Origin of the sequence: Paraburkholderia aspalathi (assembly GCF_900116445.1) — a bacterium.
GTDB lineage: Bacteria > Pseudomonadota > Gammaproteobacteria > Burkholderiales > Burkholderiaceae > Paraburkholderia > Paraburkholderia aspalathi.
The window spans coordinates 51,201-67,609 of sequence record NZ_FPBH01000029.1 but is presented as its reverse complement, the minus strand read 5'-3'; the positions used below and the strand labels follow the sequence as shown (position 1 = coordinate 67,609).

Genomic DNA, 16,409 nt, shown 5'->3' with positions numbered 1-16,409 from the left:
GCGGCGCGCGTTCGGCTTGAGCGCGGCGCGAGGCGCTGACGGCTGCCGCTTGCCTGCATAGGCATGGGCAGCCGCTCAACCGCTTCTTTGGATCAGATCAGACCGCTTTCGTCAGCCGCGCCCAACCGGGTATCGCGGCGTTCGCCCGCTCAGGCGAGCAGCATTTCGAAAGCGATTACCGCAGTGATGGCAGCCGCGTTGGCGGCCAATGCTTCCACGACAATGCCTTTCCACGTCGCGGGACGAAAGCGCAAAGCCAGCAGCAGCGAACATAGCAATGCCAGCGCGATGATCATCACGATGTCCGCGTTGTGAAGATGAATACTCATCAGAGCCTCCCTGCTTGCCTTAGGGTTATTGGAATCGAGTATAGGCAAGTCAAAAAGACGCGCAAGGCAGGGGATTTACCAGCGCGTCTTTACCCTGATTACATCAGCTGCGAATCGCGGGTTTCGCGCATGCACAGCACGCCGATCATGCTGACGGCCGCCGCAATCGAAACGTAAGCACCTACCCATGGCAGCCCGCCGTGCGCGGCCAGCACCTGCGCGATATACGGTGCGACTGACGCACCGAGAATCCCGCCGAGGTTATACGACACGCCTGCGCCGGTATAACGCACGTTGGTCGGAAACAGCTCCGGCAGCAGCGCGCCCATCGGTGCGAAGGTCACGCCCATCAGGAACAGTTCGATCACGAGGAACAGCAGCACCAGCGGCGTCTGACCACTGCCGAGCAACGGCGCCATCGTGAAGCCCGACAGGATCGCAGCGATGATGCCGACGATCAGCACGGGCTTGCGGCCATAACGATCGCTCGCCCAGGCCGACAGCGGCGTGGCGAGTGCCATGAACACGACCGCGATGCACAGCATGCCGAGGAACGTCGGCCGCGGAATATGCAGGACCGACACGCCGTACGACAGCGAAAACGTCGTGGCGTTGTAGAACAGCGTGTAGCAGACCACCATTGCCAGCGCGCCGAGCAGGGTCGGCAGCCCGTGCTGCGAAAACAGCGTGGCGATTGGCACCTTCACGCGTTCCTTGCGTTCGATGGCCGCCTGGAAGGCCGGCGTTTCGGCGATCTTCAAGCGCACATACAAGCCGAGCGCGACCAGCACCGCGCTGACGAGGAACGGCACGCGCCAGCCCCAGCTGCGGAATTGCTCGTCGCTCAAAGACAAGGCCAACGCGAAGAACAGACCGTTGGATGCCAGAAAACCGATCGACGGTCCCAGTTGCGGGAACATCCCGAACCAGCCGCGTTTGCCGGCCGGCGCGTTCTCGGTGGCGAGCAGCGCCGCGCCGCCCCATTCGCCGCCAAGGCCGATACCCTGGCCGAAGCGCAGCACGCACAGCAGGATCGGCGCGAGGCTGCCGATCGAGTCGTAGCCGGGCACGAAACCGATCAGCGTGGTCGACACACCCATCACCAGCAGCGAAGCCACCAGCGTCGATTTACGGCCGATCCGGTCGCCGAAGTGGCCGAACAGGAACGAGCCGATCGGCCGCGCGACGAAGGCGATACCGAAGGTAACGAAAGCCGACAACGCCTGGGCGGTCGCCGAGCCATGCGGGAAAAACACCGGTCCGATGACGAGCGCCGCAGCGGTCGCATAGACATAGAAATCGTAGAACTCGATCGCGGTGCCGATAAAGCTCGCGAAGATGATCCGCGCGCTGCTGGTCTGCCCGGCCGCATTGGGCTGGGCCGCGGAAATCGGCGAAGTGGACATGCAGGGTCTCCTTATGTCGTGATGCCGTCGGGCGCCGTACTTCGATGGGCGGGCGGCGCGTGGTCAGGCGGCATCTTTGTTTAAGTTCGTGCGCATCGCGCGTCTTGCTGGCGGTTGAAGCCTTCTTCGGCACGGACGATGAAGCGACAGCTTACAACGGCGGACGCCAGCCGTCAGCCGTCAACGCTCGCGCGCGAAAGCGGCCATGCCGGGGGAACAGGCAGGTGAGGGGGGGAGGCGTTGCGTTCAGTCGATGGTCTGCGCTTGCGGCGAGGCGAATTCGCGCAGCTGGAATTTGCCGTTGTCGTTGAACAGCCAGTCTTCGAACAGTTCGAGCTGGCCATGGCCGTTGAGCAATTTGCCGGGCGGTTGCGGCAGCGGCGAGGCGCGCCGCAAGGAGGCGAGCGCGGTGCTTTCGGCTTCGTCGTCGCCATTGGTGCGATACACCGACGACTGCAGCACCCGGCCATCGCGATCCACCGTGAACGACACCACCACCAGCGAGCGCAGCATCGCTTGCGGCGTGCCGCGCAACACATAGGAAGGGCTGCGTTCGACGATGCGTTGCGCGACCGCGCTGCGGTACTGGTCGAGCGTCGCACTGTTGACGGCCGCCGGCGGCGTGATGACAAGCGGGCGATCAGGTGGCGTGAACGTGCAGCCCGCGAGCGCTGCGAGCGCCAAAAGCGAAGCCGTTGTCAACGCGGAAGCCGCGCGATGCGCAGGCGAAAAGGATGCGCTCACGCGTGAAGCGAAGCGTCCAGTCAAGCGGGGAAGGTGACGTGTGCAGGTGGACATCGTCGAGGTAAGCACTGTGACAGGATCTAACTTGATGGTAGTCAAAAAACGCCAGGATGCAATTGTCGTTGACCCGCTCCTTTACGATTCGACCGCTTGTAATAGGCTGAAATATGGCCGGATTTCTCTTCGGCCAAAACACGCCTACACTTCGATGGCCTCTTTCGAGAGGCATCGGTGGAAGTCTTTCATTTAGCCCGCTTCGCGCGGGCTTTCTTTTTTGCGCGACGCTTCGCGCAATCAATCCAGCCGCGAAAATAAAAAGGCGAACTCGTTGGTGAGTTCGCCTTTTGTTTTCATGCTGCTTCGCGCTTGCTGTGATGCCAATGCAAGCCGTCATGCACGCATTGGCTCGACGCGCACGTGCGCGCCGGGCCTTACCTTACTTCAATGCTTCCCGCGCAACCTTGACCGCCGCGAGCACCTGCTCGGGCGCGGTACCGCCCGGATGGTTGCGGCTCGCCACCGAACCTTCGAGCGTCAGGTACGAGAACACGTCTTCGCCGATCAGATGCGCGACGTTCGGTAGTTCCTTACGCATTTCTTCCAGCGTCAGGTCGGCCAGATCGCAGCCGCGATCGGCACACACGCGAACTGCCAGCGCCACCGCTTCGTGCGCGTCGCGGAACGGCAGGCCGCGCTTGACGAGGTAGTCGGCGAGATCGGTTGCCGTGGAGAAACCTTGCAATGCGGCGTCGCGCATGGCTTGCGGCTTCACCGAGATGCCGGCGACCATTTCAGCGAAGATGCGCAGCGTGTCCGCGACCGTATCAACGGTGTCGAACAGCGGCTCCTTGTCTTCCTGATTGTCCTTGTTGTACGCGAGCGGCTGGCCCTTCATCAACGTGAGTAGCGCGATCAGATGGCCGTTCACGCGGCCCGTCTTGCCGCGCGCGAGTTCAGGCACGTCCGGGTTCTTCTTCTGCGGCATGATCGACGAACCGGTGCAGAAACGGTCGGCCAGATCGATGAAGCCGACGCGCGGGCTCATCCACAGCACGAGTTCTTCCGAGAAGCGCGACACGTGCGTCATGATCAATGCCGACGCTGCCGTGAACTCGATCGCGAAGTCACGATCGGACACCGCGTCCAGCGAGTTCGCGCAGATGCCGTCGAAGCCGAGCGTTTTCGCCACGGCATGACGGTCGATCGGATAGCTGGTGCCGGCGAGAGCAGCTGCGCCGAGCGGCAGGCGATTCACGCGCTTGCGGCAATCGACCATGCGTTCGGCGTCGCGCGAAAACATTTCGACGTAGGCGAGCAGGTGATGGCCGAACGTGACCGGCTGCGCGACTTGCAGGTGCGTGAAGCCCGGCATGATGGTCGACGCGTTCTTCTCCGCCATGTCGAGCAGGGCCGTGCGCAATTCCGTCAGCAGGCCGCCGATGCGGTCGATTTCGCCGCGCAGCCACAGGCGGATATCCGTCGCCACCTGGTCGTTACGCGAGCGGCCCGTGTGCAGGCGCTTGCCGGCGTCGCCGATCAGCGCGGTCAGGCGCGCTTCGATGTTCAGGTGGACGTCTTCCAGATCGAGTTGCCACTCGAACTCGCCTCGCTCGATTTCGCCCTTGATCTGCGCCATGCCGCGTTGGATCGCGGCGAGGTCGTCGGCGGCGATGATCTTCTGCGCGGCCAGCATCGAGGCGTGCGCAAGCGACCCTTCGATATCGACGAGCGCCAGACGCTTGTCGAAGAAAACCGACGACGTGTAGCGTTTGACGAGCTCCGACATCGGCTCCGAGAAGCGAGCCGACCAGGCTTCGCCTTTTTTGTGCAGTTGGGACGTCATGGTGTTGGGCAGTTAAGCGGCAGTTGAGCGAGCGGTGAAGAAGGCTGACGGCGTTCGCGGACGGTGCAGGCGCCATCGAAACGGGCGAAAGACAGGGATTTTAACACTGGGCTATTCCCGCACCAGCACCACCAGCTTCAGATCCTCGCGATGCGCGGGCTTGAAGGTGATCTGGTCGTAGACGAGGCGGCCGTCGCGCGGATGGTTGAATTCGCGCCTGCCGCCCTCCCGGCCGCCGACGTCCTGCGACGCCCAGAAACGGGCGAACGCATCGCTGGCGGCGGTGAGCGAGTCGATCAGCCCGCGGGTGGGGGCGTCGTTCAGATGGCGGATCGAGTCGGCGCGGAATTCGGCGGCGAGGCGCCGTGCGCGCGTTTCCCAGTCGACGATCAACTCGCGCGCGGCCGGTTCGGTGAAGGTGTAGCGCAGCAGATTGCGGTCGTGCGTGCCGTCCAGCCAGCCGACGAACAGGTCGGCGGCGCGTTCGTTCCAGGCGAGCGCATTCCACTGCCGGTCGAGCACGTACGCCGGTGCGTTCACAAGTTGTACGGTTTCGAGCAGGGTGGCGGGCGCGTCGGCGGCGGCCGGATCAGGCTCGGCCGGGTCGCGCTGCGCGGCCAGTTCGAACAGATACGCCCGCTCGGCGCGCGACAGTTGTAGCGCGACGGCGATCCGCGCCAGCGCATCGGCGGAAGCGGAGACGGGGCGGCCCTGTTCGATCCACGTGTACCAGGTCGGACTGACGCCGCACAGCTGCGCGACTTCCTCGCGCCGCAAGCCCGGCGTGCGGCGGCGCGGGCCAGGCGGTAGGCCGAGCGCTTGCGGCGAGAGCCTTTCGCGATGCGCACGGATGAAATCGCCAAGTGCACGCGCGGGCGTGGCTTCGAGCGGCGGCGGATTGTCGGCGGAGGACGGCGTGGTCATTCTGATCGGGCGGCGCTTGGCGGGGGTGGTGTTATTGATACCAGAATAATTGCTTAACTTGTACTGGTACACGGCGGGCTCTATTGTAACGACTGGAACGACGCAGCGCCGTCCAGAGAGACCCGGGCTCAAGCCCGGCGCAACCCCCACGTACATAACCGGAGCCTCCCATGAAGCATCACGATCAGGTCGCCGACGCCTTCGGCTCGACCGCCGCCGCGTATTTGACGAGTCAGACGCATGCCACCGGCGCCGATCTGCAGACGCTGGCGGAATCGATCGCCGCGACGCCGGATGCGAAGGTGCTCGATATGGGCTGCGGCGCAGGTCACGCGAGTTTCGCGGTCGCGCCGCATGCGAAAGAAGTGGTCGCGTACGACATCGCGCCGCAGATGCTGGCGACCGTCGACGGCGCAGCCAAAGATCGCGGCTTGACCAACATCCGCACGCAACAGGGCGCCGCTGAAACGCTGCCGTTTGAAGACGATTCGTTCGACTGGATCATCAGCCGGATGAGTGCGCATCACTGGCACGACGTGCCGCTTGCGTTGGCCGAAGTGCGTCGCGTGTTGAAGCCGGGCGGCAAGGTGCTGTTCATCGACATCGCCGGCGCCGATCATCCGCTGCTCGACACGCATATCCAGGCGGTGGAATTGCTGCGAGACGGCTCGCATATCCGCGACTACCGCGCGGACGAATGGATTGCATTGTTCGACGCGGCCGGTTTCAAGGCATCGATTCGCGAGCGTTGGCGTATTGAGATTGAGTTCAGTTCGTGGGTGGCGCGCATGCGCACGCCGGAGCCACGTGTGGTGGCGATTCGCTCGCTGTGGAGCAACTCGCCCGATGAAGTGCGCCAGTATTTCGACGTAAAGGAAGACGGCTCATTCAAGCTCGACGCGCTGATGATCGCGGCGCAGTAGGTCCATGCAGTAAGTCGAATCAACCGGGTGGTACTACCCACCCGGTTGATGTGGCTTTGATCAGCCCGTATTGCGCAGCCCCGCCGCAATCCCGTTGATGCTCAAATGAATCCCGCGCCGCACACGTGCGTTGGTATCGCCCGCGCGGTGACGCTTGAGCAACTCGACCTGCAAGTGATTCAACGGATCGAGATACGGGAAGCGGTTCTTGATCGAACGCGCAAGCAACGGATTCTCCGCAAGCCGTTCGCTCTTACCGGTGATCTCCGACAACACCTTAGACGTCCGCTCCCATTCCGCGACGATCCGCTCGAACACATGCTTGCGCAGCTTCTTGTCCGACACGAGCTGTGCGTAGCGCGAGGCCACCGCGAGGTCGGTCTTCGCCAGCACCATGTCCATGTTGGAGAGCAGGTTCGCGAAGAACGGCCACGTCTTGTGCATTTTCTTGAGCAGCGCAAGACGGCGGGTGCGCTCGGCATCGCTCGGCGCGCTGTCCAGATGCGCGGCCACTGCGCTGCCGAAACCGTACCAGCCGGTCAGCAGCAAACGGCATTGGCCCCATGAGAAGCCCCACGGAATCGCGCGCAGGTCTTCGATCTTCCGTTGCTTCGGGTCCTGCAATTTGCGCGAAGCCGGACGGCTGCCGATGTTCAACTCGGCGATCTCGGAGATCGGCGTCGACTCGAAGAAATACTCCTTGAAGCCCGGCGTTTCGTAGACCAGCGCGCGATACGAGGCCATCGCCGCGTCGGACAATTGCTGCATGGTTTCTTCGAAGGCGGGCAATTGCGCGGGCGCAATGCCGTGCGGCAACAACGAGGCTTCGAGCGTTGCGGCCACCACCGTCTCCAGGTTGCGCCGGCCGATTTCCGGATTGCCGAACTTGCTGGCGATCACTTCGCCTTGCTCGGTCAGGCGGATCTGGCCGTCGACGGTGCCTGGCGGCTGCGACAGAATCGCCTGGTACGTCGGACCACCGCCACGGCCTACCGTGCCTCCGCGTCCATGGAACAGGCGCAGGGTCACGCCGCGTTCATTGAACAGCGACACGAGCGCCAGTTCGGCGCGGTACAGCTCCCAGTTCGACGTCAGGAAGCCGCCGTCCTTGTTGCTGTCCGAATAGCCGAGCATCACTTCCTGCTCGTTGCCCTGATGTTCGATCAGTGCGTCGACGCCCGGCAGCGCGATCAGATCGCGCATGATGTGCGGCGCGTTGCGCAAGTCGGGGATCGTTTCGAACAGCGGGATCACCATCAGCCCCGCGCGCGCCGGATCGTGCGCGTCGCCGAGGCGGCCGTGCAGCAGGCCGGTTTCCTTCTGCAGCAACATCACTTCGACCAGATCGCTGACGGTCTCCGTGTGCGAAATGATGTAGTTGCGCACCGCGCGCGCACCGAACTTCTCACGCGTGACGCGGGCTTCTTCGAGCACACCGAGTTCGCTCTTCACGAGATCGGAGTACTCGGCGTAGGGCAGGCGCAACGGGCGCGGCTGCGACAATTCGGCGAGCAGCACCTTGAGTTTGTCTTCTTCGGAGAGCGACGCGTAGTCGTCTTCCACACCCGCACGCTTCATCAACTCGGCGATCACCGCTTCATGGATGTCGGAGCTTTGACGCAAGTCGATGCTCGCCAGATGGAAGCCGAACACTTCGGCGGCGCGCGCGAGCGGCGACAGGCGGGGTGCCGCGAGCGGCGCGCCATGATGCTCGGCGAGCGAATCGATCAGCACGTGCAGATCGCGCACGAATTCGGCGGAGTCGTCGTACGGCTTGGCGCGGATCGGCGCCGCACCGCGGCCCGCGCTGCGCACCGGCACGCTGCCTTCACCGAGACGCACGCGCGCGCTCGCCGCGAGTCGCGTGTACATGCCGATCAACGCACGGCGATACGGTTCGTCGGTGCGGTGCGGCGACTGGTCGGGCGAGATAGCCGCGAGTTCTTTCAACGCGTCGCTTGCGCCGGCCAGCAGGTTCGACACCGACAACTCGGCGCCCAACTTGTGCACCTGCTCCATATAGTGTTCGAAGATCACCGCCGCCTGGCGGGTGATCGCGTGCTCGAGTGTTTCGGCCGTGACGTTCGGATTGCCGTCTCGATCGCCGCCGATCCAGCTACCCATCTGGAAGAACGGCGGCAGGCGTGCTTCGAGGCCGTGCTCGGCGAGCGCTTCCTCGATGTCGGCGTAGAGCGCCGGAATTTCTTCGAGGAAGGTCGCGCGGTAATACGACAGCGCGTTTTCGATTTCATCGGCGACCGTCAGGCGTGAATCGCGCAGCATCCGCGTTTGCCAGAGCGACGTGACGCTCGCACGCAGCATCGCTTCGTTGTGCGCGCGTTCGCGGTTGGTCAACTGCTGATCGCGTTCGGCGAGGAGACGCGCGACGTCGTGCTGCGCGTCGAGAATGCTCTTGCGCTGCACCTCGGTAGGGTGCGCGGTCAGGACCGGCACGATCAACGCATCATTGAAGAACTGCTGCAGGACCGGCGTCGCGGCGGCGCCTGCCTCGACGAGCCGTTCGAGCGCGTGCGCCATGGTGCCCGGCTGCGAGGTCGAGCCGGCCAGCGCGTGAATCCGATGACGGCGATTGCGGTGGCGATCTTCCGCGATATTCGCAAGATGCGAAAAGTAGCTGAACGCGCGCACCACGCTGACCGTTTGCTCCGGGCTCAGCGAACGGAGTTTCTTATCGAGCGTTTGTGCGGCGGCACTATCGTCTTCGCGGCGAAAACGCACGGCGGTCTGGCGGATCGTCTCCACGACGTCGAACACCTCGTCGCCTTCCTGTTCGCGCAGCACGTCGCCGAGAAGGCGCCCGAGATAGCGGATGTCCTGGAACAGCGGATGGTCCTTGTCCTCACGCGTGCGGCCGCTGCTTTTCGAGGCGGGCACAACCGTGTCCGGCGAAACGGCTTGCAGCTTGGGCGCCTGAGTGGCTTCTGGCGCGGCAACGCTCGCGACGGCCTTGGTCTTCGGGGACTTCGCCTTGGCCGGTTTCAGCGTCTGGGCGGCGTTCGCGGCTTGCGTCGCCTTACCTGCCCTGACGGCCTTCACCGTCTTGTCCGCCTTGGCGGGCGTAGAGGCTTTGGCGGATTTGGAGGCTTTGGCGACGTTAGCGGCCTGGCTTGCCTTAGCAGATTTGCCGGCGCGTTGGGCCGGTGTGGACTGGGCAGCCGTTGCGGCGTCAGCCGCTTGAGCGTTGGGCGATGCAGTGTTGCGGCGGGCAGGGCGCGCCGATCCGGAAGACGTCACGATGGGTTTCCTCAGGGAAGCCAGGGTCTGTTGAGTGATGAACTGCTACTGCGGAACTGCACTAAGAGTTGCAACGGGAACTGCGCGAAACCTGGACAAACCGGTATGCGGCGATGGCAATACGCCGGAGAGGGGAGCCGCGTGCCCATTTGCATGGAGCGCACGAGGTGTGTGACGTGCATTGCATGCACGACAGCCACGTTGCGCCGCATTGCATCATCCCGCATGCCGCGCCCCGGTGCGCGAACGACCGTGCTTGAACAGGCTGGGATGAGGCAGGCGTGCGCTCTACGAGGCCCGTCTCCTCCATCGATACCGCGCTAGCGCGGCGCTCCGCTGTGCCTGGAGACACAAGGGCGCGTGCTAACATTGATTGTTATTACATCCCGTCATTCGATCAGCAAGCTAATGAACACCGAGACGTTTTCTACGCCACCCCACACGCTTGTGATTGCGTCGCGAGAAAGCCGCCTTGCCATGTGGCAGGCGGAGCATGTGCAATGTGCGCTGCACAAATTATATCCATCTTGTGACGTAAAAATCCTCGGAATGACGACACGTGGGGATCAAATTCTCGATCGCACTTTGTCGAAGGTTGGTGGTAAGGGCCTCTTCGTCAAGGAACTGGAAGCGGCGCTGGCCGACGGCCGCGCCGACCTGGCCGTGCACTCGCTCAAAGACGTGCCCATGGAGCTGCCCGCGGGCTTTGCGCTCTCCACCATCATGGAGCGCGAAGATCCGCGCGACGCGCTGGTGTCGAACGAGTACGACTCGCTTGCCGCGCTGCCGGCCGGTGCGGTGGTCGGCACCTCCAGCCTGCGCCGCGAGGCGATGCTGCGCATGCGTTATCCGCACCTGGTGGTGCGGCCGTTGCGCGGCAATCTGGACACCCGTCTGTCGAAACTCGATCGCGGCGACTATGCGGCGATCATTCTGGCGGCTGCCGGTTTGAAGCGTTTGGGTCTGGGCGAGCGCATCCGCGCGAATCTGGATCCGGAAGACAGCTTGCCCGCAGCCGGTCAGGGCGCGCTCGGCATCGAGATTCGCGCCGATCGCGCGGACCTCGCGGCATGGCTCGCACCGTTGCATCACGAACATACGGCAGCGGCCGTCGAAGCAGAGCGGATGGTCTCGCGCGCCTTGGGCGGCAGCTGCGAAGTGCCGCTCGCGGCCTATGCACACTGGCACGACGGCGCGCTGCATCTGCGCGGCATCGTCGCTACGCCTGATGGCCAGCGTGTGTTGAGCGCGCAGGCATCGGCGCCGGCGCCCACGGTCGAACGCGCTGTGGCGCTCGGCAAGGAAGTGGCGGACGCGCTCGAGCAGCAAGGTGCGATGGAAATCGTCCGCGCGTTGAGCACGGCCAGCGGCCCCGCCGCCGGGTCGGCGGACAGCGCGGCGACCGGCGAGTGATGGCGGCCGATATCCCGGGCAACGCATCCTCATCCGTCGACAAGGCGGCGTTCACGGTCGTGATTACGCGACCGGCCGGTCAGTCGAACGAATTAATCGCGCAACTCGCGGCAGCGGGCGTTGCCGTGCTCGACTTTCCGCTGATCGACATCGCGCCTGTCACCGACGAGGCGCCGTTGCGCGCAGCGCTGGCCTCTCTGGAACGCTATGCACTGGTGGTGTTCGTCTCGCCCAACGCGGTCGATCACGCGTTTGCCAGAAGCGATGCGATCTGGCCGCACGCGCTGCCGATCGGCGTAGTCGGACCAGGCAGCGTGCAGGCGCTGGCGCGCCACGGCGTCGCGGCGCCGGCGTACACGATCATCAGCCCGCCGTCCGTAGCCGATGACGATACGGCGCGCTTTGATTCCGAAGGCCTGTTCGCGGCGATCGATACCGCGCTCGGCGCGACGAGCCTCGAAGGCAAGCGCGTCCTGATCGTGCGTGGCGATGGCGGCCGCGAATGGCTCGCCGATCGCTTGCGCGAGGCTGGCGCCGAAGTCGAAACGGTCGCGGCCTATCGCCGTCTCGTGCCGGAACCGTCGATCGGCGGCTGGGCGCGCGTGCACGCGCTGCTGGCCGGCGCGCCGCACGCCTGGCTGCTCACCAGCTCGGAGGGCGTGCGCAACCTGCATGAACTCGCGCAGGAGCATCTGACCGCCGACGAAATCACGCAACTGAAGCACGCCAATCTGGTCACGCCGCATCCCCGTATCGCGCAGACCGCGCGGGCATTGGGTTTTGATAGCATTACGGTGTCCGGTGCGGGCGATGAGCGTATTGCCCGCGCCTTGCTTGCCGCCGTCCCGACCGTTGTTCAACCGGTACCGTCCAACCCGGCTCATTCACCGGCTAAATCACGCATGACTGAAACGAACGCATCCACGAACGCTTCACCCCAGCCGGCCGCAACCACTGCGTTGCCGCCGAATCCACCCTTCACGCCCTACGAAGCGCAGGAAAAGCGCCGCAGCGCGAGCGGACCGCTGCTGTGGTTTGTCGTCGTGATCATTGCTTGTGCGGCGGGGGTAGGCGGCTACGCGCTCAATCGTAAAGTAGAGCGCACCGAGCAGCAGCTCGTGCAACGCCAGCAGGCGAACGACGCGCAGACCAACGACTTGCGCGTCAAGACCGATCAGGCGCTGGCCACGGTGCATCAGTCCGACTCGCAGGTCGCGCAACTCGAAGGCAAGCTTGCGGATGCGCAGACCGCGCAGCAGGCGCTGCAACAGCAATACTCCGATCTCGCCCGCAATCGCGACGACTGGACGATGGCTGAAGTCGGCCAGATGCTGTCGGCCGCGAGCCAGCAATTGCAGCTCACCGGCAATACGCAGCTTGCGTTGTTCGCGCTGCAAAGCGCGGACACGCGTCTCGCCGCGTCGGATAGCCCGCAGGCCGTGACCGTACGCAAGGCAATCGCGCAAGACATCGACAAGCTCAAGGCCGCGCCCTCCACGGATCTGACCGGTATGGCGATCAAGCTCGACAACGCGATCGACCAGGTCGACAGCCTGCCGCTCTCCGGCGAAGCCCCGATTGCTCACGCCACGCCAAAGGCCGCCACGTGGGCCGACACGGCGAAGGTGGCCGCGGCCACCGGCGAGCCGCGCTGGAAAGTGTGGTGGCGTGAAGTCACGACCGGCATCGGCCAGCAGCTCACCAGCCTCGTGCAGGTGCGCCGCATCGACAACGCCGACGCCATGCTCGTCACGCCCGATCAAGGCTACTTCGTGCGCGAGAATCTGAAATTGCGTTTGCTGTCGGCGCGGCTCGCGCTGCTCTCGCGCAACCAGACCACGCTGAAGTCCGACCTGCAGGCGGCGCAGGCTGCGCTCACGCGTTACTTCGACAATACGTCGAAGAAAACGCAGACCGTGGTCGATCTGGTCAAGCAGGTGGATGCGGGTTCGGCCGCGGTTGAACTGCCGACCTTGAACACCAGTCTGCAGGCCGTCAATCAATACCGGAGCCGAGGTTAATCATGGCAATCCGGGGACTTCTATGGCTCGCGCTGCTGTTCGCTATCGCCGTGGTGCTGGCGGTGGTTGGACGCTTCGACATGGGGCAGGTGCTGCTGGTCTATCCGCCGTACCGCGTCGACATCTCGCTGAATCTGTTCGTGGTCGGGCTGGTGGTGCTGTTCATCCTGATGTACGCGCTGCTGCGCATCGTTCGCAACATCTGGCGCATGCCGCAGCGCGTGGCGGCCTATCGCGCTCGCTCGCGTGTCGCGAAGGCGCACGCTGCATTGCGTGACGCGATCGGCAATCTGTACGCCGGGCGTTTCTCGCGCGCTGAAAAAGCCGCGAAAGATTCGCTCACGAATGGCGACAACAAGGGCGCGGCCGGTTTGATCGCGGCCACCGCGGCGCACCGCATGCATGAATATGCACGGCGCGACGAATGGCTCGCCCAGATCGACGAAGCCGACTGGCAGGACGCCCGCCTGATGGCCACCGCCGACATGCGTGCCGACGGCCGCGACGCGGACGGCGCACTCGCCGCGCTGACTGAAATGCAGTCGCAGGGCGCACGGCGGATCCACGCGCAGCAGATCACGCTGCGCGCGCAACAGCAATTGAAGAATTGGGGCGAAGTACTCAAGCTCGTCAAGACGCTGGAAAAACGCGAAGCGATCCATCCTGCGGTGGCGGTACGTTTGCGCCAGCTCGCGGCGGAAAACCTGCTGCGCGACCGGCGTCATAACGCCGATGCGCTGCTGGAGTTGTGGAATTCACTGTCGGCTACGGAACGTCATTCGCCGCGTCTCGCCGATCTCGCCGCCGAACTGCTGGTGGCGCTGAATCGTCCGCAGGAAGCCCGCAAGATCGTCGAAGAAGCGCTGGCGCAGAACTGGGACGCGCGTCTGCTGCGCCGTTATCCGGACACGACTGGGGGAGACGCGTTGCCGTTGATCCAGAAGGCCGAAGGCTGGCAGAAGGATCGCCCGGAAGATGCGGACTTGATGTTCGCGTTGGGCCGCTTGTGCCTGCATCAGCAGTTGTGGGGCAAGGCGCAATCGTTCCTTGAGCGCGCGCTGAAACTGGCCGACAACGAGACGCTGAAAATTCGTTCGCATCGCGCGTTGGCGCGTTTGCATGAACAGATCGGCGATTCCGCCAAGGCGAGCGAGCATTATCGCGAGAGTGCGTTGGCGATGAATATCGTTTAATGCGTTGAGTGCTGCGGCGAGCGGTTGAGACGCGCCGCAGTAGACGCAAATGAAAAAGCCCCGGCATTGGAAGATGCCGGGGCTTTTTCTTTGAAGCGTGGCGCGTTACGCGTAACTCAGCACTGTTGGCGGCGGTTGCTGCGTTACGTCGTCCGCGAGATCGCTGGTCAGCCGCGCTTACTTATTCACCATTTTCGCCGGCACACTGATCGCCAGCAGACCGCCGAGGATCATGAACGCCGCCAGCATATACATGCCGGAGTCATTCGCGGCAGTCGCCTGCTTCAGCCAGCCGACCGCATACGGGCTGAGAAAGCCTGCGAGATTGCCGATCGAATTGATCATCGCGATGCCGGCGGCCGCGCCGGTGCCGGCGAGGATCGCCGTCGGCAAACTCCAGAACAGCGGCAGCGTGGTGAGGATGCCCATGGTCGCGAGCGTGAGCGAGGCCATCGCCAGCACCGTGTTGTGCGCCCACACCACGGAGAGCACGAGGCCGATCGCCCCGGCGAAGGCCGGCAAGGCGATATGCCAGCGGCGCTCGCGTTTGCGGTCTGCGCTGCGCGACACGAACACCATCGCGATCACCGCCGCGGCGAACGGAATGGCCGACAGGATGCCGATCATGAACGCATCCGTCACACCGGTCGCCTTGATGATGGTCGGCAGCCAGAAGCTCACGCCATAGAGGCCCATCACGAACGAGAAGTACGTGAGGCTCAGCATCAGCACGCGGCCGCTCGAGAGCACCTGACGTATCGGCATATCGTGCTTGGTGGCTTCTTCAGCCGACACCTGGCGTTCGAGCAGCTCCTTCTCTTCCGCGGTGAGCCACTTCGCCTTCGCGACGCGGTCGTCGAGCATCACGAACACCAGGACCCCGACGATCACCGACGGAATCCCTTCGAGCAGAAACAGCCACTGCCAGCCATGCCAGCCGTTCATGCCGTTGAAGCTCTTCAGGATATAGCCCGACACCGGGCCGCCGATCACGCCGGACAAGGCGATTGCCGTCATGAACCAGGTGGTCATGCGGCCACGGCGGTGCGCCGGATACCAGTACGTGAGATACAGGATGATGCCGGGGAAGAAGCCTGCTTCGGCGAGACCAAGCAGGAAGCGCATCACGTAGAACATGGCCGGCGTGGTGACGAACATGGTCAGCATTGAGATCACGCCCCACGACACCATGATTCGCGCGATCCACACCCGCGCACCCACTTTGTGCAGGATCACGTTGCTCGGAATTTCGAAGATGAAATAGCCGACGAAGAAAATCCCCGCACCGAAACCATAGACCGCGTCGCTCAAGCCTAGGTCGGTGGTCATCTGCAGCTTGGCGAAGCCGACGTTGACGCGGTCGAGATACGCGACCACGTAGCAGAGCATCAGGAGCGGCGCGAGCCGCCAGCTGACCTTGCGGTAGGTCGCCTCCTCGAACGTGGAAGGTGGCGCCCCCGCGCCGGGATGGTGGAGCGGATTTGCAGGACTAGCCATGGTGTCTCCTTTTTTCTTGTGGAAATGAAGTACCGCCGTCGATCGCGATTCTAGCCGTGCTGGACGGTTTGCCTGACATGGCGTTTACACGCAGCGCCCGCCGTCCACTTCGAGGCACACGCCAGTGATGAACTCGGCCTCGTCCGAAGCGAGATAGAGCGCCGCGTTGGCGATATCCTGCGGCGTCGAGAAACGCCCGAGCGGAATGCCGGCGAGAAAGCGCTTGCGATTCTCTGGCGTATCTTCGACGCCCATGAATTCGGTCAGCAGCGCCGTCTCGCCCATCACGGGGTTCACGCAGTTCACCCGAATGCGGTCTGGGCCCAGTTCGACGGCGAGCGACTTGCTGGCGATGATCACCGCGCCCTTGCTGCCGTTGTACCAGATGAGGCCCGGCCGTGGCCGCACACCGGCCGTCGACGCGATATTGATGAACACGCCGCCGCCTTGCTGGCGGAAATACGGCACGAATTCCTGCACGCTCCAGTAGATGCTTTTGACGTTCACCGCATAGACGCGGTCGAACTCGGCTTCCGTCACGTCGAGCACCGGTTTGTTGCGATGCGTGGTGCCGGCGTTGTTGACGACGATCTGCACGCTGCCGAAGTCTTCGAGCGCGGCCTCGCGCAGTTTTTGCCAGTCTTCCCGTTGCGTGACGTTGCCGGCCACCGCGATCGCCTTGCCGCCGGCGATGGCGATTTCGCTCGCCACACGTTCAGCCGCGGCGCCGTTCAGATCGTTGACCACCACGTTTGCGCCTTCGCGCGCATAGGTCTTCGCGATGCCTTCGCCGAAACCCGAGCCGCCACCCGTGACGATGGCCGTTTTACCTGTCAACCGCATGATGTCTCCGTTGTTTGT

Annotated in this window: 12 protein-coding genes; 4 read left to right on the top strand and 8 right to left on the bottom strand. The window is 64.0% G+C overall.

The window, feature by feature from the left end; translation table 11 throughout:
* Positions 1-149: 149 nt before the first annotated feature.
* The 5 genes from BM438_RS34050 to BM438_RS34030 form a co-directional block, all read right to left on the bottom strand.
* A complete protein-coding gene (locus BM438_RS34050; protein ID WP_093643889.1) occupies positions 150-329 on the bottom strand; it encodes a hypothetical protein in 180 nt (59 codons plus the stop codon).
* A 98-nt stretch (positions 330-427) separates the two neighbouring features.
* Positions 428-1,735 carry an MFS transporter gene (locus BM438_RS34045; protein WP_093643887.1) on the bottom strand — a complete coding sequence of 436 codons (1,308 nt, stop codon included), beginning with the start codon at positions 1,733-1,735 and terminating at the stop codon, positions 428-430.
* A gap of 246 nt (positions 1,736-1,981) precedes the next feature.
* Entirely contained in the window at positions 1,982-2,533 is a 552-nt protein-coding gene (locus BM438_RS34040) for an energy transducer TonB family protein (protein WP_093643885.1), read from the bottom strand.
* A gap of 382 nt (positions 2,534-2,915) precedes the next feature.
* Positions 2,916-4,322: an argininosuccinate lyase gene (gene argH, locus BM438_RS34035; RefSeq protein ID WP_093643883.1), complete on the bottom strand. Its 1,407-nt coding sequence runs from the start codon at positions 4,320-4,322 to the stop codon at positions 2,916-2,918.
* A gap of 111 nt (positions 4,323-4,433) precedes the next feature.
* Positions 4,434-5,246 carry a helix-turn-helix transcriptional regulator gene (locus tag BM438_RS34030; RefSeq protein ID WP_093643881.1) on the bottom strand — a complete coding sequence of 271 codons (813 nt, stop codon included), beginning with the start codon at positions 5,244-5,246 and terminating at the stop codon, positions 4,434-4,436.
* Between the two features lie 170 nt (positions 5,247-5,416).
* Between BM438_RS34030 and BM438_RS34025 the strand changes: the two genes are divergently transcribed.
* Complete coding sequence (locus BM438_RS34025; RefSeq protein ID WP_093643879.1) at positions 5,417-6,169, top strand: class I SAM-dependent methyltransferase; 753 nt, start codon at positions 5,417-5,419, stop codon at positions 6,167-6,169.
* A 60-nt stretch (positions 6,170-6,229) separates the two neighbouring features.
* On the opposite strand, the gene ppc is transcribed toward BM438_RS34025, so the two are convergent.
* The gene (gene ppc, locus BM438_RS34020) at positions 6,230-9,424 is read right to left on the bottom strand and encodes a phosphoenolpyruvate carboxylase (protein ID WP_093643877.1); all 3,195 of its coding nucleotides are present in this window, start codon (positions 9,422-9,424) and stop codon (positions 6,230-6,232) included.
* A gap of 408 nt (positions 9,425-9,832) precedes the next feature.
* Here ppc and hemC point away from each other — a divergent pair, with 408 nt between their 5' ends.
* Genes hemC through BM438_RS34005 form a run of 3 tightly spaced genes read left to right on the top strand, consistent with a single transcriptional unit; the run spans position 9,833 to position 14,051 of the window.
* Positions 9,833-10,837, top strand: a complete 1,005-nt coding sequence (gene hemC, locus BM438_RS34015; RefSeq protein ID WP_093643875.1) for a hydroxymethylbilane synthase — start codon at positions 9,833-9,835, stop codon at positions 10,835-10,837.
* Complete coding sequence (hemDX, locus tag BM438_RS34010) at positions 10,837-12,858, top strand: fused uroporphyrinogen-III synthase HemD/membrane protein HemX (RefSeq protein ID WP_093643873.1); 2,022 nt, start codon at positions 10,837-10,839, stop codon at positions 12,856-12,858. The genes hemC and hemDX overlap by 1 nt, the downstream gene beginning before the upstream one ends.
* Positions 12,859-12,860: 2 nt before the next feature.
* Positions 12,861-14,051, top strand: coding sequence for a heme biosynthesis protein HemY (locus BM438_RS34005; RefSeq protein ID WP_093643871.1), 1,191 nt, complete (start codon positions 12,861-12,863; stop codon positions 14,049-14,051).
* A gap of 177 nt (positions 14,052-14,228) precedes the next feature.
* Here BM438_RS34005 and BM438_RS34000 read toward each other — a convergent pair whose 3' ends face one another.
* Together BM438_RS34000 and BM438_RS33995 are read right to left on the bottom strand one after the other, a co-directional pair.
* On the bottom strand, positions 14,229-15,548 hold the full coding sequence (locus tag BM438_RS34000) for an MFS transporter (RefSeq protein WP_093643869.1): 1,320 nt from the start codon (positions 15,546-15,548) through the stop codon (positions 14,229-14,231).
* A gap of 84 nt (positions 15,549-15,632) precedes the next feature.
* Positions 15,633-16,391, bottom strand: coding sequence for an SDR family oxidoreductase (locus BM438_RS33995; RefSeq protein WP_093643867.1), 759 nt, complete (start codon positions 16,389-16,391; stop codon positions 15,633-15,635).
* Positions 16,392-16,409: the final 18 nt, after the last annotated feature.

What these genes read in the sequence shown, in the direction of transcription:
- BM438_RS34050 (WP_093643889.1), bottom strand. Translation starts at nt 329, where the DNA reads ATGAGTATTCATCTTCACAACGCGGACATCGTGATGATCATCGCGCTG.
- BM438_RS34045 (WP_093643887.1), bottom strand. Translation starts at nt 1,735, where the DNA reads ATGTCCACTTCGCCGATTTCCGCGGCCCAGCCCAATGCGGCCGGGCAG.
- BM438_RS34040 (WP_093643885.1), bottom strand. Translation starts at nt 2,533, where the DNA reads ATGTCCACCTGCACACGTCACCTTCCCCGCTTGACTGGACGCTTCGCT.
- argH (WP_093643883.1), bottom strand. Translation starts at nt 4,322, where the DNA reads ATGACGTCCCAACTGCACAAAAAAGGCGAAGCCTGGTCGGCTCGCTTC.
- BM438_RS34030 (WP_093643881.1), bottom strand. Translation starts at nt 5,246, where the DNA reads ATGACCACGCCGTCCTCCGCCGACAATCCGCCGCCGCTCGAAGCCACG.
- BM438_RS34025 (WP_093643879.1), top strand. Translation starts at nt 5,417, where the DNA reads ATGAAGCATCACGATCAGGTCGCCGACGCCTTCGGCTCGACCGCCGCC.
- hemC (WP_093643875.1), top strand. Translation starts at nt 9,833, where the DNA reads ATGAACACCGAGACGTTTTCTACGCCACCCCACACGCTTGTGATTGCG.
- hemDX (WP_093643873.1), top strand. Translation starts at nt 10,837, where the DNA reads ATGGCGGCCGATATCCCGGGCAACGCATCCTCATCCGTCGACAAGGCG.
- BM438_RS34005 (WP_093643871.1), top strand. Translation starts at nt 12,861, where the DNA reads ATGGCAATCCGGGGACTTCTATGGCTCGCGCTGCTGTTCGCTATCGCC.
- BM438_RS34000 (WP_093643869.1), bottom strand. Translation starts at nt 15,548, where the DNA reads ATGGCTAGTCCTGCAAATCCGCTCCACCATCCCGGCGCGGGGGCGCCA.
- BM438_RS33995 (WP_093643867.1), bottom strand. Translation starts at nt 16,391, where the DNA reads ATGCGGTTGACAGGTAAAACGGCCATCGTCACGGGTGGCGGCTCGGGT.